This window comes from Actinomadura sp. 7K534 (assembly GCF_004348575.1).
Taxonomy (GTDB): domain Bacteria; phylum Actinomycetota; class Actinomycetes; order Streptosporangiales; family Streptosporangiaceae; genus Spirillospora; species Spirillospora livida.
In genome coordinates this window covers 23,154-42,741 of sequence record NZ_SMKB01000005.1, presented here as the reverse complement: position 1 = coordinate 42,741, position 19,588 = coordinate 23,154, and the positions used below count along the sequence as shown (strand labels likewise).

Genomic DNA, 19,588 nt, shown 5'->3' with positions numbered 1-19,588 from the left:
GAATCGGCCGCATGGCAGAAGACTTCACCGTGACGGCGGTCGGGCACGTCGAGTCCCCGCTGACCGACCGGGCGTCCGCGCCCAAGCAGGGCCCTGAGGGCTCGCCCGAGGCATGGCTGGTGTTCGAGGGGGCCGTGCTGCCCGCGCTGGAGGGCCTGCGCCCCGGCGACCGGGTCTTCGTGCTGACCTGGCTGCACCTGTCGCCGCGCGACGTCCTGCGCGTCCACCCGCGCGACGATCCCGCCGCCCCGCTGCACGGCGTGTTCGCCACCCGCTCGCCCGACCGCCCGAACCCGATCGGGCTGCACCCGGTCGAGATCCTGGAGATCACCGGGAACCGCGTCCGCGTCCGGGACCTGGAGGCCCTGGACGGCACCCCGATCGTGGACGTCAAGCCCGCCCTGACCTGCGCCCCGCCCACCTGACGGGGCGGTGCCGCCCGGTGCCGTGCACGGCCATGGGGAGGGCGAGCGCGAGGGTGCGCAGCGGGTCGGGGGCGGACGGGGACCGCTCCAGCCGCAGCCGGACGCCGCCGTCGCCGCCCTTGCTCCAGAGCGTGGCCGACTCCCGGCCGTCCACGCCGGTGACGACGTGGCGGCCGCCGGCCGGCCGGGTGGTGCCGAGAAGCGTCCCGTCGGGCATGTGGAAGGACGGCTCCTGCGAACCCCGGATCTCGCCGGCGGGCCGCCCGTCCGCGAGGAACACGCGCACCCGGCCGCCCGCGAGGCCGCCGCGGAACTCCAGCAGCGGGCGGGCGTGCGGATCGCGGAGCACGGTCGTCCGGCCGGGAGGGGGGAGGCCGGGCGACTCCGCGGTCGGGCCGCAGGCCACGGCGAGCAGAGCGCCGGTGCGGTCGTCGCGGTAGCGCCCCTCGCCGTCCAGGACGACGTGGTCGGCCTCGCGCAACGCGTCCCGGGGGAGCGGGTCCACCTCGCGGCCCTCGTCGTCGAGGACGCGCCAGCAGGCGCCGAGGGTCTCCGTGGCGGTGGCGTGGACGGCCTCCAGCCAGCCCTGGGGCAGCGAGCGCTCGCGCAGCAGCACGGCCGCACGGCCGTCGATCTTCGTGACCGCGCCGACGCCCGGTGCCGCCTCGGAGTCGAACCAGACCGTCCAGACGGGGTCGGCGACGGGCCAGGTGATCCCGACCGCTTCCACGGCGCCCGCGGGGATGGTCGCCTCCCTCCCGCGGCGGCGCAGCGTCAGGCCGTCGCGGCCGATGGTCACGATGAGGCGGTCCCGGTAGATCGCGAAGGCCCACACGGCCGCCGCCAGGGCGATGAGGGCGGCGCCGCCGCCGTAGCCGGCGATGGCCCGCCCGGCCTCCTCGGGCGCCCGCGCGCCCGGGCCGGTGAGCGTGGACAGCGAGACGGCCAGGCCGACCGTCAGCGCGGTCAGGCAGATGCGGAGCGGCCACCGGTAGGCGTTCCGGCCCAGGGTGATCGTGAGCGCCGGCGGGGGGACGGACACCTTCAGCCCTTCGTCTGGGAGTGCGCAGAACTATAGGCGGTCGCCGTCCCGCGCTCGCGGCCTGACCAGTGCTGTCAAGCGGGCGGCGGCGGCCCCGCACGTGGCGGTCGGCCGGCCGAAAGGGGGCGACGTCATCGGGGGCGTTCCGGACCCTTACCGGTAGGGTCAGGATCAAGGGACCAGGGGAGGCGAACGCGTCGGTGAGCACAGAGCAGGAAGCCCCGCAGGACCGGATCTTCACGGTGCCGAACACGCTGAGCCTGGCCCGGCTCGTGGGCGTCCCGCTGTTCCTCTGGCTCGTGCTGATCGAGGCCGACTGGTGGGCGCTCGGCGTCCTGGTGTTCGCGGGCCTGTCGGACTGGCTGGACGGCAAGCTCGCCCGCGTCCTGAACCAGACGAGCAGGCTCGGGACGGTGCTCGACCCGGCGGCCGACCGCCTCTACATCCTGGCGACGCTGGTCGGGCTGACGATCCGCGACATCATCCCGGTGTGGCTGGTCGTGGTGCTGGTGGCCCGGGAGTTCGCGATCCTGCCGATCGCGCCGATCATCCGCCGGCTCGGGTACGGCGGGACGCTCCCGGTGCACTTCATCGGCAAGGCCGGGACGATGTGCCTGCTGTACGCGTTCCCGCTGCTTCTCCTCGGCGACCACGACGGCGGCGCGGCGACCGCGGCGAAGGTCACCGGATGGTCGTTCGCCATCTGGGGGACGGGCCTGTACTGGTGGGCGGCCGTCCTCTACTGGGAGCAGACGCGGCAGCTGGTGCTGGCCGGCCGCGGCTCGTCCCCGGCCTCCGGGCCGGACGCCGTGCCCGGCCCGGACCCGGACGCCGACCCGGACGCCGACCCGGACGCCGACCCGGACGCCGACCCGGACGCCGACCGTGGCACGGATCCGCCGGCCGGCCACCAGAAGGGAGCTGAGACCCCCCGATGAAGGCCGTCGTGATGGCGGGTGGCGAGGGGACGCGGCTGCGTCCGATGACCGCCAACCAGCCCAAGCCGCTGCTGCCCCTCGTCAACCGGCCGATCATGGAGCACGTGCTGCGGCTGCTGAAGCGGCACGGGTTCAGCGAGACCGTGGTCACCGTCCAGTTCCTGGCGGCGCTGATCCGCAACTACTTCGGCGACGGCGAGGAGCTCGGCATGTCGCTGAGCTACGCGACCGAGGAGGTCCCGCTCGGCACCGCCGGCAGCGTCAAGAACGCCGAGGAGGCGCTGCGCGACGACCGGTTCCTCGTCATCTCCGGCGACGCGCTCACCGACATCGACCTGACCGACATGGTGCGGTTCCACGAGCGGAACGGCGCCCTGGTCACGATCGGGCTCAAGCGCGTCCCGAACCCGCTGGAGTTCGGGATCATCATCGTGGACGACGACGGCCGCGTGCAGCGGTTCCTGGAGAAGCCGACGTGGGGGCAGGTGTTCTCCGACACCGTCAACACCGGCATCTACGTGATGGAGCCGGAGGTCCTGGAGCACGTCGCCGAGGGCGAGTCGGTCGACTGGTCCGGGGACGTGTTCCCCAAGCTGCTCGCCGAGGGCGCTCCGCTGTTCGGCTACGTCGCCGACTGCTACTGGGAGGACGTCGGAACCCACGAGAGCTACCTCAAGGCGCAGGCCGACATGCTGTCCGGTGCGGTCGCGATCGACCTGGACGGTTTCGAGGTGTCGCCCGGCGTCTGGGTCGCCGAGGGCGCCGAGGTCGACTCCGAGGCCGTCCTGAAGGGCCCGCTCTACATCGGCGACTACGCCAAGGTCGAGGCGGGCGTCGAGCTGCGCGAGTACACCGTCCTCGGCAGCAACGTCGTGGTGAAGGAGGGCGCGTTCCTGCACCGCGCCGTCGTCCACGACAACGTGTTCGTCGCGCCGTCCACGAACCTGCGCGGCTGCGTGGTCGGCAAGAACACCGACATCATGGCCGGCGCCCGCGTCGAGGAGGGCGCGGTCATCGGGGACGAGTGCGTGATCGAGGCGGAGGCGTACGTCTCCAGCGGCGTGAAGGTCTACCCCTTCAAGACCATCGAGGCCGGCGCGGTCGTCAACACCAGCGTGATCTGGGAGTCGCGCGGGCAGCGCAACCTGTTCGGCCCGCGCGGCGTGTCCGGGCTGGTCAACGTGGAGATCACGCCGGAGCTCGCGGTGCGGCTCGCCAGCGCGTACGCGACGACGCTGAAGAAGGGCACCACGGTCGTCACCGGCCGCGACGTGTCCCGCGCGGCCCGCACGCTGAAACGCGCGGTGAACAGCGCCCTGACGGCCAGCGCGATCAACGTCCACGACCTGGAGGCCACCCCGCTGACCGTGGCCCGGTTCGAGACCGGCCGCGAGGACAGCGTCGGCGGCATCTACATCCGCACCACGCTCGGCGACCCGCAGGGCGTCGACATCATCTTCCTCGACCCCGACGGGGCCGACCTGTCCCAGGCCGCGCAGCGCAAGCTGGAGCGCGTCTTCGGCCGGCAGGAGTACCGCCGCGCGTTCCCCGGCGAGATCGCCGAGCTGGCCTACCCGCCCCGCGTCGTCGAGACCTACACCCGCGACCTGCTGCGGCGCGTCGACATCCGCGGGGTCCGCGAGGCCGGGCTGAAGATCGTCCTGGACTGCGCGGGCGGGGTCGCGTCGCTCGTGCTGCCCAACCTGCTCGGCAAGGTCGGGGTGGAGGTCCTGACCCGCAACGTCGGCCTGGACGAGGCCAACCCGACCGAGACGCTCGCCGAGCGCATGCGCGACCTGGAGCGGCTCGGCGAGCTGGTGTCGTCGTCGCGGGCCGCGTTCGGCGTCCGCTTCGACCCGGTGGGGGAGCGGATCTCGCTCGTGGACGAGAACGGCGAGCTGGTCGGCGACGACCGGGCGCTGCTGGTCATGCTGGACCTGGTGGCGGCGGAGCGGCGCGGCGGCAGGGTCGCGCTGCCGGTGACGACGACGCGGGTCGCCGAGCAGGTGTGCCGGTTCCACGGCGTCCAGGTCGAGTGGACGTCCACGTCCCAGGACGTCCTGACCAAGGCCGCCGCCCAGCCCAGCGTGGTCTTCGCGGGGGACGGGCGGGGCGGCTTCCTGATGCCCGAGTTCAGCGGCACGGTCGACGGGATCGCGGCGTTCGTCCGGCTCGTCGGCCTGGTCGCCAGGACGCGGCTGACGCTCTCGCAGATCGACCGCCGCATCCCCGACGCGCACCTGCTGCGCCGCTCCGTCCCCACGCCGTGGGCGGCCAAGGGCAGCGTGATGCGGCACGTCGTGGAGGCCGCGGGCTCCCGCACGATCGACACCACCGACGGCGTCCGCGTGGTCGAGGAGGACGGCCGGTGGGTCCTCGTCCTGCCCGACCCCGCCGAGCCGGTCACCCACCTGTGGGCCGAGGGGCCGGACGCCGACGTCGCCCAGGAGCTCCTGGAGGAATGGGCCGCCGTCGTCGAACGCGCGGGCACCTGACCCGCGCCGCCTAGTCGACGGGGCTGTCCTCGGGCGATCCGGCGGCGATCTCGGCGAGGACGCCGAGGGCGTCGCCGAGGAGCTCCAGGGGCGGGGACGCGAGGCCGACGCGCACCGCGCGGGGCGACGAGCCGGTCCCGGCGGCGAAGGCGGCCGCGGGCGTGACGGCGATCCCGCGCCGCGCCGCGGCCGCCACGAACGTCTCCGCCCGCCACCGGGGCGGCAGGTCCCACCAGCAGAAGTACGCGCACGGCGCGGACCTGCCCGCGGCCCCCGGGAGGCGCTCGGCGGCGATCCGCATGCGGGCGGCCGCGTCCGCCCGCTTGGCCCGGGTCACCGCCGCGACCGTGCCGTCGGTGATCCAGCCGGTCGCCGCGTCCAGCGCGAACGCCGCCGGCCCCCACGCGCCGGACCGCAGCGCGGCGGCGACCCGGCCGGTCAGCCCGGCGGGCGGCACGGCGAACCCGACGCTGAGGCCGGGCGCGAGGCGCTTGGAGAGGCTGTCGACGACGACCGTGCGGTCTGGCGCCTCCGCCGCCAGCGGCGGCGGGCCGTCCTCCGGGAGGAACGCCCAGACGCGGTCCTCGATCGCGTGGAGGCCGAGCCGCTCCAGGGCGGCGGCCAGCTCGGCGCGGCGCTCGCGCGGCATCGTCGTCCCGTACGGGTTGTGGAGCGTCGGCTGGAGGTAGACGGCGCCGAGCGGGGCGCTGCGGTGGGCTGAGGCCAGGGCGTCCGGGCACAGGCCGTGCTCGTCGGTCTCGACGGGGACGAGCGTGACGCCGAGCCGCGCCGCGATGCCCTTGACCACCGGGTAGGTCACGGCCTCGGCCGCGAGCCGGCCGCCCGGCGGCACGAGCGCGGCCACGGCGCCCGCGATCGCCTGCCGCCCGTTCCCGGCGAACAGGACGCGCGACGGGTCGGGCCGCCACCCGGGCGCCTCCAGCAGCCCGGCCGCCGCCTCCCGCGCGGCGGGCGTCCCGGCGGCCCCGGCGGGGCCGAGCGCCGCGCCGAGGACGTCGGGGCGGAGCAGCCGCTCCATCCCGGCCCGCATCAGCTCGCTCTGCCCGGGCACGGAGGGATTGCTGAGCTCCAGGTCGACCCGCGCGCCCGCGGGCTCCGCGAGGGCCGGGCCGGGCGGGCGCCGCGCGGCGCGGACGAACGTGCCGCGCCCCACCTCGCCGACCACCAGGCCGCGGGCCGCCAGTTCACGGTACACGCGGCTCGCCGTCGAGTTCGCGATCCCGTGCCGCCGGGCGAAGGCACGCTGCGTGGGCAGCCGGTCGCCGGGGCGCAGCCGCCCCGCCGCGATGTCGGCGGCCACCGCGTCCGCGACCCTCCGGTAGTCCGCCATCCCGCCTCCTGAATTTGTACCGAGTGCAATGTCAGTATTGCACCGAGGTTACTCCGAGATCTAGGCTCGGATCATCATCGACCGGGGAGTGCAATGATCTCGTCGACCGCGCTGGCGGCCATCGCCCTCGTCGCGCTGGGCCTCGTCCTCACCCCGGGGCCCAACATGATCTACCTCGTGTCGCGGTCGGTGACCCAGGGCCGCCGGGCCGGGCTGATCTCCCTGGCGGGCGTCGCCGCGGGGTTCGGCGTCTACGTGCTCGCGGCGGCCGCCGGGATCACCGCCGTGTTCACCCTCGTCCCGCCGCTCTACACCGTGCTCAAGGTCGCGGGCGCGGGGTACCTGCTGTGGCTCGCCTGGCAGACGGTCCGGCCGGGCGGGCAGGAGGCGTTCACCCCGGCGGACCTGCCCGCCGACCCGCCGCGCCGGCTGTTCACGATGGGCCTCGTCACCAACCTGCTCAACCCGAAGATCGCCGTCCTGTACGTGTCGCTGCTCCCGCAGTTCACCGATCCGGACCGCGGTCACGTCGCCGTCCAGAGCGTCCTGCTCGGCCTCACCCAGCTCACCGTCGCGGTCACGGTCAACGCCCTCATCGTGCTCGGCGCCGGGGGCATCGCGGTCTTCCTGGCCCGGCGGCCCGGCTGGCGGCGGGCCCAGCGGTACCTGATGGGGTCGGTGCTCGCCGGGCTCGCCGTCCACATGGGCCTCACCCGGCCCGCCTCCGCCTGACGCGCACCTCCGCGCAAGGATTCTTGAGGGGATCCGCAGAGTCCCCTCAGTGCACCCACAGGTCGCAGGGGACAGACTGGCACCGTGAACCCCACCAAGATCCTCGTCGTGGACGGCGACGCCTATGTCGCGGACCTCGTCGCGACCGCCCTGCGCTACGAGGGTTTCGAGACCGCCGTCGCCCGGTCCGGCACCGAGGCGCTGGCGAGCGCCCCCCGCTTCGGCCCCGACCTGATCGTGCTGGACGCCGCGCTGCCGGACGGCCCCGGCCCGGACGTCCGCGCCCGGCTGCGGCGGAACGGCTGCGCGGCCCCGGTCGTGTTCCTCACCGGCCCCGCGGCCGCCGGGAGCGGGGCCGGAGGGGCGGCGGACGGCGACGACCACGTGCCCAAGCCGTTCAGCCTGGACGAGCTGGCCGCCCGCGTCCGCGCCGTGCTCCGCCGCACCCGGCCCGGCGCGCGGGAACGGGCGCGGCTGACGTTCGCCGACCTCGAACTGGACGAGGACGCCTACGAGGTGCGGCGCGGCGGCGTCCCCATCGATCTGGCGCCCACCGAGTTCACGCTGCTGCGCTACCTGCTCAGCAACTCCGGCCGCGTGCTGACCAAGCGGCAGATCCTCGACCACGTCTGGCAGTACGACTTCACCGGCGGCGAGGGCGTCGTCCAGACCCACATCAGCTACCTGCGCCGCAAGCTGGACGACCGCGGCCCCCGCCTCATCCACACCGTCCCGCGGGTCGGCTACGTCCTCCGCATGCCGCGGGTCGGCTGAGCCGGGGGCGGGGAAGGCCGCCGGCCCTTGCCATGATGGGGCGGTGACCGCACGACAGGACCCCGGCGAGCCCGGCGGCCGCGCCCCGGGACGGCCCCGGCGGCCCGACGCGTCCATGTCGCTGCTCGCCGACCTGCTCGCCGGCAAGCTCCTCGATCCCGGCTACGCGGAGGCGGCGGCGCGCCGGGCCCGCCGCCCGGACGCCCCGGACGGCCCGCTCCGGCGGGGGCGGCGCGGCGGCGGCGTGCTGCTGGTCCTCGTGCTGACCGGGACGCTGATCGCCGTCGCCGGGGCCGAGGTGCGCCGCAGCGAGCCCGTCGCGGCCGAGCGGCGCTCGCGGCTGATCGACGAGATCGACGCCCGCACCGCCGAGACCGACGCGCTCCGGCGGCGCCTCGACCGGCTCCGCGCCGAGACCGAGCGGCAGCGCGCCGCCGCGCTCGCCCGCGGGGACGCCGGCCACGGCGTCCGGTCCCGGCTCGCCCGCGCGGCCGCCGCGGCGGCGGCCGCGCCCGCCACCGGCGAAGGGCTCGTCGTCACCCTGGACGACTCCCCGCGCGACGACCCGGACGGGCTCGCCGCGCACGGCGGCGCCCGCGGACGGGTCTATGATCGTGACCTCCAGGTCCTGGTCAACGGGCTCTGGGCCGCGGGCGCCGAGGCGATCGGCGTCAACGGCCAGCGGCTCACGGCGACGACGGCGATCCGCTCCGCCGGGGAGGCGATCCTGGTCGACTACCGGCCGCTGACCCGCCCCTACGAGGTCACGGCGCTGGGCGACCCGGGCCGGCTGCGGGACGCCTTCACCGGCTCGGCCGCCGACCGCCGGCTGCGGGCCCTGGAGGAGCGCTACCGGATCCGGTACGGCACGCGCGGCGCGCCGGACGTGCGGCTGCCCGCGGCGGGGCCGGTCCGGCTGCGGTACGCCGTCCCCCGCGAGGAGGACGGCCAGTGAGCGGACGCCCGGCGAGCGGACGGCCGGCAGGGGAGAGGTGACCCGGAGATGATCGCGCTGATCGGGCTGCTGATCGGTGTGGCGCTGGGCCTGCTGCTCCAGCCGGACGTGCCGCTGTGGCTCCAGCCGTACCTTCCCATCGCGATCGTCGCGGCCCTCGACGCCATGTTCGGCGGCCTCCGCGCCCGGCTGGAGGGCGTCTTCGACGAGAAGGTGTTCGTGGTCTCGTTCGTCGGCAACGCCGTCATCGCCGCGCTGATCGTCTTCCTCGGCGACCAGCTCGGCGTCGGCTCCCAGCTGTCGACCGGCGTCGTGGTCGTCCTCGGCATCCGGATCTTCGCCAACGTCGCGGGCATCCGGCGGAGGGTGTTCGGCGCATGACCGCCCGCGAGGACGAGCGCCCCACCGAGCCCGCGGGCGAGCAAGTGATCGAGGCCGCGGGTGAGCGAGTGAACGAGCCCGCGGACGGGGTTCCGCCGGAGCCGGCGGGCCTGCGCGGGCTCGCCGGGCTGTTGCGGCCGCGAGTCAGCCGCGCGCAACTCGCCGGCGGGCTGCTGTGCCTCCTGCTCGGATTCGCGGTCGTCGTCCAGGTCCAGTCGACCAAGCGCGACACCACCTTCGCCACCGCGCGGCAGGACGAGCTCGTCGGCATCCTTTCCGATCTGGGCCAGCGCTCCGACCGGCTGCAGGGCGACCTGCGCGAACTGGAGGACACCAAGGCGGAACTGGAACGCGACGCCGAAGGCGAGACCGCCCTCGAGGAGGCGCGCGAGCGCACCACCACCTACGGCCTCCTGGCGGGCACCCTTCCCGCCGAAGGGCCCGGCATCGAGATGGTGATCAGCGACCCGGGCGGCGCCGTCAAGGCGATCGACCTGCTCGACGCCCTGGAGGAACTCCGCGACGCGGGCGCCGAGGTCGTCCAGGTCAACGACGTCCGCGCCGGGGTCGACACCTACTTCGTGGACGGCCGGCACGGCATCGAGTCCGACGGGGAGGTCCTCACCGCCCCGTACCGGTTCCTCGCCATCGGCGACCCGCACACGATGACGACCGCCATGAACATCCCCGGCGGCCTGGTCAGGACGCTGCAGGGAAAGGGCGCCGGCGTCCTGATCAACCCGCGCGCGAAAGTGACCGTGGGCGCGGTACGGTCTCCGTAGAGGGGAACGGGGGAAGCGGTCGACCGGCGCCGCGGCGCGGCCGTCGCGAACGGCCGTCCGCGCGGCGGCGTAGACCTGCGATCATTGACGAATGTAGTTTGGTCCAGTCGGCTCGCCGTTCCAGTTGACCCCTCGGGTAATACCCGCGTAAGTTGCGGCGACCGTCGCGTGAGCGGCCGGTGAGCTGGACCGTGGTCGGGGGCGGTTCCCCGGCGTGGGTTGGTTGGATGGAGCGCGTGGCGCAGGCGGCTCCCGCTGCGGCGGGAACCCGCGGGCGGTACGCCGAAGGTAGGAGGCCGAGCCGATCGATGCCGAGCGTCTACTGCACGCAGTGCGGTCACGCCAACCCGGATGATGCCCGCTTCTGCTCGAACTGCGGCACCCCGCTGACCCGGAGTTCGCCGTCGCCGCCACCGCACCGCGAGTCCCCCGGCGAGTCCACGTCCACGATCTCCATCGGCGGGTTCGAGGCCCTGGACACCGACGCCGGCGCCGAGGAGTCCCCCGGCCCCGACCAGACGGCCATGGAGGCGCTCCCCCCGGGGACCGCGCTGCTCGTGGTCAAGCGCGGCCCCAACGCCGGCAGCCGCTTCCTCCTCGACAAGGACCGCACCTCCGCGGGCCGGCACCCCGAGAGCGACATCTTCCTGGACGACGTCACCGTCTCCCGCCGCCACGCCGAGTTCTCCCGCCAGGGCCACGCGTTCTCCGTCCGCGACGTGGGGAGCCTCAACGGCCTCTACGTCAACCGGCAGCGGATCGACCAGGCCGCGCTGTCGGGCGGCGACGAGGTCCAGATCGGCAAGTTCCGGCTGGTGTTCCTGACCAACCCCGCGCACGGCTGACGCGGGCGGGAGGACGCGCGACGATGGGAGGGGCCGTGAACGCGCAGCCAGCCCGGTCCCCGATGACGATCGGGGACGTCCTCGGCCTGCTCAGGCCCGAGTTCCCCGACATCACCATCTCGAAGATCCGGTTCCTGGAGTCCGAGGGGCTCGTCGAGCCGGAGCGCAGCCCGGCCGGCTACCGCAAGTTCTGCCACGCCGACGTGGAGCGGCTCCGGTTCGTCCTCGCCGCCCAGCGCGACCACTACCTGCCGCTGCGCGTGATCCGGCAGCACCTGGAGGCGTGCGACCGCGGCGAGGACGTCCCGCCGCTCGGCGCGCCCGAAGCGCGCCGCCCCCGGACCCTCGTCGCCGCCGACACCACCGCCGAGGACCCCGCCGTCCGGCTGACGCGCCGCCAGCTCCTCGACGGCGCCGGCATCGACGAGGCCCTCCTCGCCAGGCTGGAGGAGTACGGGCTCGTCCGCAGGGCCGGCACGCACTACGAGGGCGACGCGCTGAACATCGCGCGGGCCGCCGCCGCGCTCGGCGAGTACGGGTTCGAGGTCCGGCACCTGCGCGCCGTCAAGGCCGCCGCCGACCGGCAGGCCGGCCTCATCGAGCAGATGGTCGCGCCGCAGCTGCGCCGCCGCAGCCGCGGCGCCCACGAGCAGGCCGCCGAGACCGCCCGGGAGATCGCCGCGCTGTCCGTCAAGCTCCACGCGGCACTGGTCTCGGCCGGCATCCGCGAAAGCCTGGACCGCTGATCATGTGGGCCGCGGAGCATTTTCCCGCACCCGCGGAATCACGAGCCGTCCGGACACGGGTGTACGTTGGCTACAGGGTTCGGTCACGAATCGATCCGCTGCACAAGGTGATCGAGACAGCGAGAACCAGCAGGGAGCCGCAGTGAAGCAGATGGAGGTCGTCGGCGTCCGGGTCGAGATGCCCTCCAATCAGCCGATCGTCCTGTTGAAGGAGACGGAGGGCGATCGCTACCTGCCCATCTGGATCGGGGCGGTCGAAGCGACCGCGATCGCCTTCGCCCAGCAGGGGGTGCTGCCGGCCCGCCCGCTCACCCACGACCTGTTCCGCGACGTCCTGGACGCCCTCAGCGTGCAGCTGCGCACCGTCAACATCACCGACCTGCGCGAGGGCATCTTCTTCGCCGACCTCATCTTCTCCAACGGCGTCGAGGTCAGCGCCCGCCCCTCCGACTCCATCGCCCTGGCCCTGCGGACCGGCGCCACGATCTTCGCCAGCGAGGACGTCCTCGAAGAGGCCGGCGTCGCCATCCCGGACGAGCAGGAGGACGAGGTCGAGAAGTTCCGCGAGTTCCTCGACACGATCTCCCCAGAGGACTTCGGCCGGGCTGGCTAGCTGTGTTTGCCCTGGGGGGCGACCCCCTGGAACCCCCCCGGTCCGCACGGCGCACCGTTTCACGATCCGCTGGCGCGTCTCGTGAAACGGCTGTGTCCCCCTGGGGGCGACCCCCTGGAACCCCCGGTCCGCACGGGGCGCCGTTTCCCGATCCGCTGGCGCGTCTCGTGAAACGGCGCCCCGTGCGGCGGTTCGTGCGACCTGCGCTCGCTGCACTCGCTCCGGCCGCACGAACCGTGGGTGATCATTGAGGTGGTGAGCTGGGATCGCCCAAGGGGCGACCGCTCCCTTCCCCGTTTCGGCGGCGGCCCGTGGTGTGGTCATTTGTGTGGGATGTCGGGGTCGCGTCTCGATGTGTGGTCGGGGCTGGGGAAGCTTGACCGAATGAACGTCGGGGTCATGCCTGAGCTGGGACTAGGACGGAGTGCGTGGGGAATGTCACTCTCGGGTGTATGTTCATACCGTGGCGCGATTGGTTGTGCATCGCCCTGGACCTGGCGGTTTTCCGTGGGGGAGCATCGGGGTAGGAGAGGTTTGGCGGCCAAGGTGCGCAGTTTGCCCACGTGAAGCCGGTTCATCCGGGCATGCGACGCGCCGACGGTGAACGTTGACCACACCCTGACCGGCACCTACCGTGCTGGTGGAACACCCGTGGTGTAATTCGTCAAACCCCCTTGACGAACCGGCACGGGATGATAGAAGCCGGAGGTCCGCGTGGCGGTGAGCAGCGGCGAGGGCAAGGCGACCCCCGACAGGCACATGGCGTCCCGGCGTGCCGGAGAGCAGGGGCTGCTCTTCGACACGCAGGTGTCGGCGCCGCCGGAGGATGTCGGCTACCGCGGCCCGACGGCGTGCGCCGCCGCGGGGATCACCTACCGGCAGCTCGACTACTGGGCGCGCACCAAGCTGGTGGAGCCGAGCGTGCGCGCGGCGCACGGGTCGGGCAGCCAGCGGCTCTACAGTTTCCGCGACATCCTCGTCCTGAAGGTAGTGAAGCGGCTCCTGGACACCGGGGTTTCGCTGCAGCAGATCCGCACCGCCGTCACCCACCTGCGCGACCGCGGCGTCCAGGACCTCGCGCAGATAACCCTGATGAGCGACGGGGTCAGCGTCTACGAGTGCACCTCGGCCGACGAGGTCGTCGACCTCCTCCAGGGCGGGCAGGGCGTGTTCGGCATCGCGCTGGGACGGGTGTGGCAGGAGGTGGAGGGCAGCCTCGCGGAACTACCCGGTGAGCGCGCCGCCACCGGCGACGCCCCCGCCGAGCACCCCCACGACGAACTGGCCGGCCGGCGGCGCGCCCGCCGCACCGGCTGACCGGCCCTCAGAGCGCCTCACGGCGCTGCAGATAGGTGAACGCCGCCCAGCCGGGCAGCACCGGCAGCCACAACGTCAGAAGCCGGTAGAGCAGCACCGCGGACGTCGCGGTCTCCGCGGTCAGCCCCGAGATCGTCAGCGCCAGCGTCAGGGCGCCCTCCACGGCACCGAGGCCGCCGGGCGTGGGCGCCGCGGACCCGACCGCGTTCGCGGTGAGGAACACCACCACGACCGTCGTGAGCGGCAGCGATCCGCCGAACGCGCGGATCGAGGCGTCCAGGCAGATGACGAACCCCACCGTCAGTAGCAGCGTCCCGCCCATGCCCGTGAACAGCTTCTTCGGCGTCTGCAGGACGTCCACCAGCCGCGGCACCACCCCCGAGAACATGCTCTTCAACCGCGAGGCGACCACCCGGCGGACCCGCGGGACGGTCAGCGCCAGCCCCGCCAGCAACCCCAGCGACAGCACCACGATGACGATCGTGCGGGACGGCGCGAGATCCTGCGTCGCCTTCGTCGTCGACCCGGTCAGGAACCCGAACATGATCAGCAGCAGGACGTGCGTGACCAGCCCCACCAGCTGCGACGCGCCGACGCTCGCCACCGCCAGGCCGGGCCGCACGCCCGAGCGCTGCAGGTAGCGGGTGTTGACGGCGACGCCGCCGACCGCCGCCGGCGCCACCAGCTTCACGAACGACGCCGCGAGCTGGACGAGCACCGTCCGCCCCAGCGGGAGCCGCTCCGGCACGAACCCCATCAGCATGAACGCCGCCGCGAGGTAGGTGAGGGCCGCCCCGCCCAGCGCGGCGGCCGCCCAGTGCCAGGTCGCCGCGGACGCCATCGCCGCCAGGTCCAGGCTCGCCACCTGCGGGATCACGATGTAGGCCGCGATCGACAGCGCCACGATGCTGAAGATCGTCCGGGGCCGGAACCGCTCCAGCCGGAGCGGCGCGACCTCCGTCTCCGGCTTCAGCCGGACGATCTGCTCCCGGATGCCGGTCAGCAGCTCCCGGTCGCGGCGCAGCGCCGTGCGGGTCGCCCGGGACAGCGCCACCGGCTGCAGCAGCGGCACCGCGGCGGCCAGGGCCTCCCCGCCCAGCACCTCCGCGGCGGTGCGCACCGCGCGTTCCGCGCCCACCCGCAGCGCCAGCGTCGTCAGCAGCTGCGCCAGGTCCAGCCGCAGCGCCAGGTCGCCCACCGCCGTCTCCCCGGCCCGCAGGTCGGTGATGTAGGCGCGGCCGTCCGCGCCGACGGCGACCGCCCCGTCCTGCAGCCGCCGGTGCGCCAGCCGCCCGGCCTGCATGGCGCGGAACTGCCGCCACACGTCGGTCAGCAGCCCGTCGGTGATGTCCTCTTCGGGGACGTCCGCCAGCCGCCGTCCCGGCACGTGCTCGTACGCCAGCAGCGCCGCCTCCGTGCCGACCTCCGACGTGCCGACCAGGCGGGGCGTGCGGACGCCCGCCGCCGCCACCGCGTAGGCCATCAGCGACTCCTGCTCCAGGGACCGGCGCAGCGACCGCAGCGCCCGCCCGGTCGTGGTGGAGCGGAGCCGCAGCAGGCGCCAGACCCGGTACAGCAGGCCCGCCGTCTGCTGGTCGCGGTCCAGGACGCGCACTTCCAGGTCCCATTCGCCCGCGTCGCGGTCCGGGGCCGTGTCCCCGTCCGCGGGGCCCGCGGCGAGGACGACGCCGTACCGGCGGGTCTCCTCGCCGCTGTCGGGCGTGCCGTCCAGCCGGACGGCCCGCACCGGGCGCAGCCCGAGCCGCTCCAGCGCCGCGACGACCGCGGTGCCGGGGGGACGCGGGTTCGGCGTCCCGACCGCGTACAGGGTGCCGTGGCCGATGGCGCGGCCGAGGAAGTAGGTGGCCGCCAGCGCGGCGACCGAGGCGTAGGCGGCGGTGAGCCCGGTCAGCGCGGCCAGCCCGATCATCGTCCAGGTCGCGGCCTGCCACCGGATGCGCCCGGCCATCCCCACCGCGCTGACGAAGGCGATCACGGGCGCGATGTCGGTGTGTATGGGGGCCGTCTCCGTGCCGCCCCAGATCAGCGAGTCCAGGACGCCGCCGGGCGCCGCCCGCACCGACAGGTCGTCCAGCCCCACCGTGATCCCGAACGCGATCATGGCGGCCAGCAGCGCGATCGCGACGCGGGTGCCGTCCTTGTGGAACAGCCGCACGATCCCGAACGCGATCGGCACCGCCAGCACGCCGAAGCTGGACACGAGCGTGGCCAGCGACAGCAGCATCCGGGGCGCGTGCGCGGTGCCCTCCTGGATGTCGGCGTGCAGGCCGTGCGTCGTGCCCTGCGCGACCGACACCAGCAGCATCACCACCGCCAGCCCGGTCACCGACGCCGCGAACCTGATCGCGTCGGACGAGCGGCGGATCCGGTACGGCTGGGCGGGCTCGTCCACGGGCACGCCCGCGTCGGCGCCCTCCCGCGGGCGCACCGCCTTGTCGTGGGTCTGCGTCACGCGCTCCCGCCGCCCTGACCGTCCGTCATCGTGATCAGCGTCCCAGAACCGGCGGCGCGCAGTCGAGCGGTCGGCGCCCTCGCGAGCCTCGCGTCGGCACTGCGCGGCCCCGGTTCGTCCAGAGGTCCGCGGCCCGTCCCATCCCAGGTCAAACGTATATAGCCTACTCGCCGGTACCGCGCGGACGCGCGCCGGGGCCCGGGCGGTGCCGGTCCCTTCGACCGGATTTGGGTAGGGTTCGTGGTGGACATGCCGTCGACCCTGGGCGGGAGAGATCCCATGCCGCCAGCATGGGGCGCCGAAGGGGCAACCTCCCCGGAACCTCTCAGGCAAAAGGACCGCTCGGGCGAGGCACCTCTGGAAAGCAGGCGTCGATCCCCGCACCCGGGGAAGGGCGGCTCACCGAAGGGGAAACCCCGCCGCGCGGGTGAAGCTCTCAGGTGCCGATGACAGAGGGGGAGACCGGCCGCCGGGCCCGCGCCGGCGCCGGACCTGAGCGACCGCAGCAGCCAGGAGGCTCTCCATGACCGCCCAGTTCTTCGCCCCCGTGGCCTCGCCGCAGCATCCCCGCACCGCGTTCGCCGACCGGCACATCGGCCCGTCCCCGGACGAGCGGGACCGGATGCTCGCCGCCATCGGCTACTCCGACGCCGAGGCCCTGATCGACGCCGCGGTCCCCGCCGCCATCCGCACCTCCCGCCCCCTGGACCTGCCGCCCGCGCTGAGCGAGAGCGCCGCGCTCGACCGGCTGCGCGAACTCGCCGCCCGCAACACCGTGCTGACGTCGATGATCGGCCTCGGCTACCACGGGACGATCACCCCGGGCGTCATCATGCGCAACGTCCTGGAGAACCCCGGCTGGTACACCGCCTACACCCCCTACCAGCCCGAGATCTCCCAGGGGCGCCTCGAAGCCCTGCTCAACTTCCAGACCGTCGTCAGCGACCTGACCGGGCTGCCGGTCGCGAACGCGTCCATGCTGGACGAGGGGACCGCCGCCGCCGAGGCGATGGCCCTCGCCCACCGCGTCTCCAAGCGCAGGGATCCGGGGGCGTTCCTGGTCGACGCCGACGCCCTCCCGCAGACGATCGAGGTCGTGCGGACGCGGGCGGTCCCGCTCGGCATCGACGTCGTCACCGCCGACCTGTCCGGCGGGCTGCCGGACGGCGACTTCTTCGGCGTGCTCCTGCAGTACCCGGGCGCGTCCGGCGCCGTCCGCGACCTGGAGCCGGTCATCGCGCAGGCCCGCGAGCGCGGCGCCGCGGTCGTCGCCGCCGCCGACCTGCTCGCGCTGACGCTGCTGCGCCCGCCGGGCGAGTCCGGCGCCGACATCGCCGTGGGCTCGGCGCAGCGCCTCGGCGTCCCGTACGGGTTCGGCGGCCCCCACGCCGGCTACATGGCGGTCCGCGAGGGCATCCAGCGGCAGCTCCCCGGCCGCCTCGTCGGGGTGTCCGTCGACGCCGACGGCGCCACCGCCCACCGGCTGGCGCTGCAGACCCGCGAGCAGCACATCCGCCGCGAGAAGGCCACCAGTAACATCTGCACCGCGCAGGTCCTCCTCGCCGTGATGGCGAGCATGTACGCCGTCTACCACGGGCCGGAGGGCCTCGCCGCGATCGCCCAGCGGACGCACCGCCGAGCCGCCGAGATCGCCGCCGGGCTGCGCGCGGGCGGCGTGGAGATCGTCCACGACGCGTTCTTCGACACCGTCCTCGCCCGCGTCCCCGGCCGCGCCGCGGACGTCGTCGCCGCGGCCCGCGAGCGGGGGATCAACCTGCGCCGCGCCGACGCCGACCACGTCGGGATCGCCTGCGACGAGACGACCGTGCCCGCGCACGTCACCGCCGTCCTGGAGGCGTTCGGCGTCCCCGCGGAGGGCGCCGCCGCGGCCGCCGAGGCGATCCCGGACGGCCTGCGCCGCGAGAGCCCCTATCTGACCCACCCCGTCTTCCACGCGCACCGTTCCGAGACCGCGATGCTCCGCTACCTGCGCAAGCTGCAGGACAAGGACATCGCGCTCGACCGCTCCATGATCCCGCTCGGCTCCTGCACGATGAAGCTGAACGCGACCGCGGAGATGGAGCCGATCACCTGGCCGCAGTTCGCGGACCTCCACCCGTTCGCGCCCGTCGACCAGGCCGCCGGGTACGTCGAGCTGATCGGCGAGCTGGAGGACGCGCTCGCCGAGATCACCGGGTACGCCAAGGTGTCCGTCCAGCCGAACGCCGGCTCCCAGGGCGAGCTGGCCGGCCTGCTCGCCATCCGCGGCTACCACGCCTCCCGCGGCGAGGAGCACCGCGACGTCTGCCTGATCCCGTCGTCGGCGCACGGCACCAACGCGGCCAGCGCCGTCATGGCCGGGATGCGCGTCGTCGTCGTCAAGTGCGACGAGGGCGGCAACGTCGACCTGGACGACCTGCACGCGAAGATCGCCGAGCACGGCGAGCGGCTCTCGGCGATCATGGTGACGTACCCGTCCACGCACGGCGTCTTCGAGGAGACGATCACCGACGTCTGCGCCGCCGTGCACGACGCGGGCGGCCAGGTCTACGTGGACGGCGCGAACCTCAACGCCCTCGTCGGCCTCGCCCGCCCGGGCGAGTTCGGCTCCGACGTCTCGCACCTCAACCTGCACAAGACGTTCTGCATCCCGCACGGCGGCGGCGGACCCGGCGTCGGCCCCATCGGCGTCCGCGAGCACCTGGCCCCGTTCCTGCCGAACCATCCGCTCCGCGCGGAGGCCGGCCCCGAGACCGGCGTCGGCCCGATCTCCGCGGCCCCGTGGGGCTCCGCGGGCATCCTGCCGATCTCCTGGGCGTACATCGCGATGATGGGCCCGGACGGCCTGCGCGCCGCCACCGAGGGCGCCATCATCGGCGCCAACTACCTCGCCGCCCGGCTCGCCCCGCACTACCCGATCCTCTACACCGGCCGCAACGGCCTCGTCGCCCACGAGTGCATCGCCGACCTCCGCAGGATCACCAAGGAGACCGGCATCACGGCCGAGGACGTCGCCAAGCGGCTCATCGACTACGGCTTCCACGCCCCGACGCTCTCGTTCCCCGTCGCCGGCACGCTGATGATCGAGCCCACCGAGTCCGAGGACCTCGCCGAGCTCGACCGCTTCTGCGACGCCATGATCGAGATTCGCCGGGAGATCCGCCGCGTCGCCGAGGGCGCCTACGACGGCGAGGACAACCCGCTCAAGAACGCCCCGCACACCGCCGCCGCCCTCGTCTCCGACGACTGGAAGCACGCCTACAGCCGCGAGGAGGCCGCCTACCCCCTCCCCGCTCTGCGCGAGAACAAGTACTGGCCTCCGGTCCGCCGCATCGACCAGGCCTACGGCGACCGCAACCTGGTCTGCTCCTGCCCGCCCCCGGACGCCTACGAGGAGTAAGGACGCCCGCGTCCGCTTCCGGTGGCGCGGTCACGGGTCGTTCGGCCGGAGCGAGTGCAGCGAGCGCAGGCCGCACGACCCGCCGAGCCGGGCGACCGCAGCGACACCGCACACCCCGCACGGTCACAGCGACCGCAACGGTGGCGTGAGGATCGACCGGCTCGCGACGGGGGTTCCAGGGGGTCGCCCCCCTTGGGCAATGGGGTCGCCCCCCTGGGCAGTTTCATGATCTTGGTGGGGGTTTCTGGGTGTCGTCGCGAGACGCGGGGGTGCGGGCTCGCTAGGCTCTGGGCGGACCCCGACCTTCAGAGGGCGAGAG

The 19,588-nt window shown here is 74.1% G+C and carries 16 protein-coding genes and 1 riboswitch; of the genes, 13 read left to right on the top strand and 3 right to left on the bottom strand.

The window, feature by feature from the left end; translation table 11 throughout:
- Window positions 1–11: 11 nt before the first annotated feature.
- Complete coding sequence (gene tsaA, locus E1266_RS02175) at window positions 12–425, top strand: tRNA (N6-threonylcarbamoyladenosine(37)-N6)-methyltransferase TrmO (protein ID WP_132043131.1); 414 nt, start codon at window positions 12–14, stop codon at window positions 423–425.
- Here tsaA and E1266_RS02170 read toward each other — a convergent pair.
- Complete coding sequence (locus E1266_RS02170) at window positions 391–1,467, bottom strand: hypothetical protein (protein WP_132043129.1); 1,077 nt, start codon at window positions 1,465–1,467, stop codon at window positions 391–393. The genes tsaA and E1266_RS02170 overlap by 35 nt on opposite strands.
- Before the next feature lie 200 nt (window positions 1,468–1,667).
- Between E1266_RS02170 and E1266_RS02165 the strand changes: the two genes are divergently transcribed.
- Both E1266_RS02165 and E1266_RS02160 read left to right on the top strand, forming a co-directional pair.
- Window positions 1,668–2,405, top strand: a complete 738-nt coding sequence (locus tag E1266_RS02165) for a CDP-alcohol phosphatidyltransferase family protein (protein WP_132043126.1) — start codon at window positions 1,668–1,670, stop codon at window positions 2,403–2,405.
- Complete coding sequence (locus tag E1266_RS02160; RefSeq protein WP_132043124.1) at window positions 2,402–4,900, top strand: mannose-1-phosphate guanyltransferase; 2,499 nt, start codon at window positions 2,402–2,404, stop codon at window positions 4,898–4,900. The genes E1266_RS02165 and E1266_RS02160 overlap by 4 nt, the downstream gene beginning before the upstream one ends.
- Before the next feature lie 10 nt (window positions 4,901–4,910).
- Here E1266_RS02160 and E1266_RS02155 read toward each other — a convergent pair whose 3' ends face one another.
- Window positions 4,911–6,251 (bottom strand): PLP-dependent aminotransferase family protein, encoded by a 1,341-nt coding sequence (locus E1266_RS02155; protein WP_132043122.1) that lies wholly within the window; start codon window positions 6,249–6,251, stop codon window positions 4,911–4,913.
- Between the two features lie 93 nt (window positions 6,252–6,344).
- Here E1266_RS02155 and E1266_RS02150 point away from each other — a divergent pair, with 93 nt between their 5' ends.
- From E1266_RS02150 to E1266_RS02110, 9 genes are all read left to right on the top strand, one after another.
- Window positions 6,345–6,983 carry a LysE family translocator gene (locus E1266_RS02150; RefSeq protein ID WP_132043120.1) on the top strand — a complete coding sequence of 213 codons (639 nt, stop codon included), beginning with the start codon at window positions 6,345–6,347 and terminating at the stop codon, window positions 6,981–6,983.
- Window positions 6,984–7,067: 84 nt separating this feature from the next.
- Window positions 7,068–7,757, top strand: a complete 690-nt coding sequence (locus E1266_RS02145) for a response regulator transcription factor (protein WP_132043118.1) — start codon at window positions 7,068–7,070, stop codon at window positions 7,755–7,757.
- A 43-nt stretch (window positions 7,758–7,800) separates the two neighbouring features.
- A complete protein-coding gene (locus E1266_RS02140) occupies window positions 7,801–8,712 on the top strand; it encodes a DUF881 domain-containing protein (protein WP_132043116.1) in 912 nt (303 codons plus the stop codon).
- A gap of 48 nt (window positions 8,713–8,760) precedes the next feature.
- Window positions 8,761–9,093: a small basic family protein gene (locus E1266_RS02135; protein ID WP_132043114.1), complete on the top strand. Its 333-nt coding sequence runs from the start codon at window positions 8,761–8,763 to the stop codon at window positions 9,091–9,093.
- On the top strand, window positions 9,090–9,875 hold the full coding sequence (locus tag E1266_RS02130; protein WP_132043112.1) for a DUF881 domain-containing protein: 786 nt from the start codon (window positions 9,090–9,092) through the stop codon (window positions 9,873–9,875). The genes E1266_RS02135 and E1266_RS02130 overlap by 4 nt, the downstream gene beginning before the upstream one ends.
- A gap of 308 nt (window positions 9,876–10,183) precedes the next feature.
- Window positions 10,184–10,720, top strand: coding sequence for an FHA domain-containing protein (locus tag E1266_RS02125; protein ID WP_132043110.1), 537 nt, complete (start codon window positions 10,184–10,186; stop codon window positions 10,718–10,720).
- A 35-nt stretch (window positions 10,721–10,755) separates the two neighbouring features.
- A complete protein-coding gene (locus E1266_RS02120) occupies window positions 10,756–11,466 on the top strand; it encodes a MerR family transcriptional regulator (protein WP_207945371.1) in 711 nt (236 codons plus the stop codon).
- A gap of 142 nt (window positions 11,467–11,608) precedes the next feature.
- Entirely contained in the window at window positions 11,609–12,079 is a 471-nt protein-coding gene (locus E1266_RS02115; protein ID WP_021599257.1) for a bifunctional nuclease family protein, read from the top strand.
- 714 nt (window positions 12,080–12,793) lie between these two features.
- A complete protein-coding gene (locus E1266_RS02110; RefSeq protein WP_131982146.1) occupies window positions 12,794–13,396 on the top strand; it encodes a MerR family transcriptional regulator in 603 nt (200 codons plus the stop codon).
- A 7-nt stretch (window positions 13,397–13,403) separates the two neighbouring features.
- Here the strand turns inward: E1266_RS02110 and E1266_RS02105 are convergent, their stop codons facing one another.
- Window positions 13,404–15,869 (bottom strand): lysylphosphatidylglycerol synthase transmembrane domain-containing protein, encoded by a 2,466-nt coding sequence (locus E1266_RS02105; RefSeq protein WP_243718182.1) that lies wholly within the window; start codon window positions 15,867–15,869, stop codon window positions 13,404–13,406.
- 256 nt (window positions 15,870–16,125) lie between these two features.
- Window positions 16,126–16,220: riboswitch (glycine riboswitch) on the top strand.
- Between the two features lie 172 nt (window positions 16,221–16,392).
- Here E1266_RS02105 and gcvP point away from each other — a divergent pair.
- A complete protein-coding gene (gene gcvP / locus E1266_RS02100) occupies window positions 16,393–19,269 on the top strand; it encodes an aminomethyl-transferring glycine dehydrogenase (RefSeq protein WP_132043106.1) in 2,877 nt (958 codons plus the stop codon).
- The last annotated feature ends 319 nt before the right edge of the window (window positions 19,270–19,588 follow it).

Excerpts from the sequence above, each read along its gene's own strand:
- tsaA (WP_132043131.1), top strand. The coding sequence starts at position 12 with ATGGCAGAAGACTTCACCGTGACGGCGGTCGGGCACGTCGAGTCCCCG.
- E1266_RS02160 (WP_132043124.1), top strand. The coding sequence starts at position 2,402 with ATGAAGGCCGTCGTGATGGCGGGTGGCGAGGGGACGCGGCTGCGTCCG.
- E1266_RS02155 (WP_132043122.1), bottom strand. The coding sequence starts at position 6,251 with ATGGCGGACTACCGGAGGGTCGCGGACGCGGTGGCCGCCGACATCGCG.
- E1266_RS02150 (WP_132043120.1), top strand. The coding sequence starts at position 6,345 with ATGATCTCGTCGACCGCGCTGGCGGCCATCGCCCTCGTCGCGCTGGGC.
- E1266_RS02135 (WP_132043114.1), top strand. The coding sequence starts at position 8,761 with ATGATCGCGCTGATCGGGCTGCTGATCGGTGTGGCGCTGGGCCTGCTG.
- E1266_RS02130 (WP_132043112.1), top strand. The coding sequence starts at position 9,090 with ATGACCGCCCGCGAGGACGAGCGCCCCACCGAGCCCGCGGGCGAGCAA.
- E1266_RS02125 (WP_132043110.1), top strand. The coding sequence starts at position 10,184 with ATGCCGAGCGTCTACTGCACGCAGTGCGGTCACGCCAACCCGGATGAT.
- gcvP (WP_132043106.1), top strand. The coding sequence starts at position 16,393 with ATGACCGCCCAGTTCTTCGCCCCCGTGGCCTCGCCGCAGCATCCCCGC.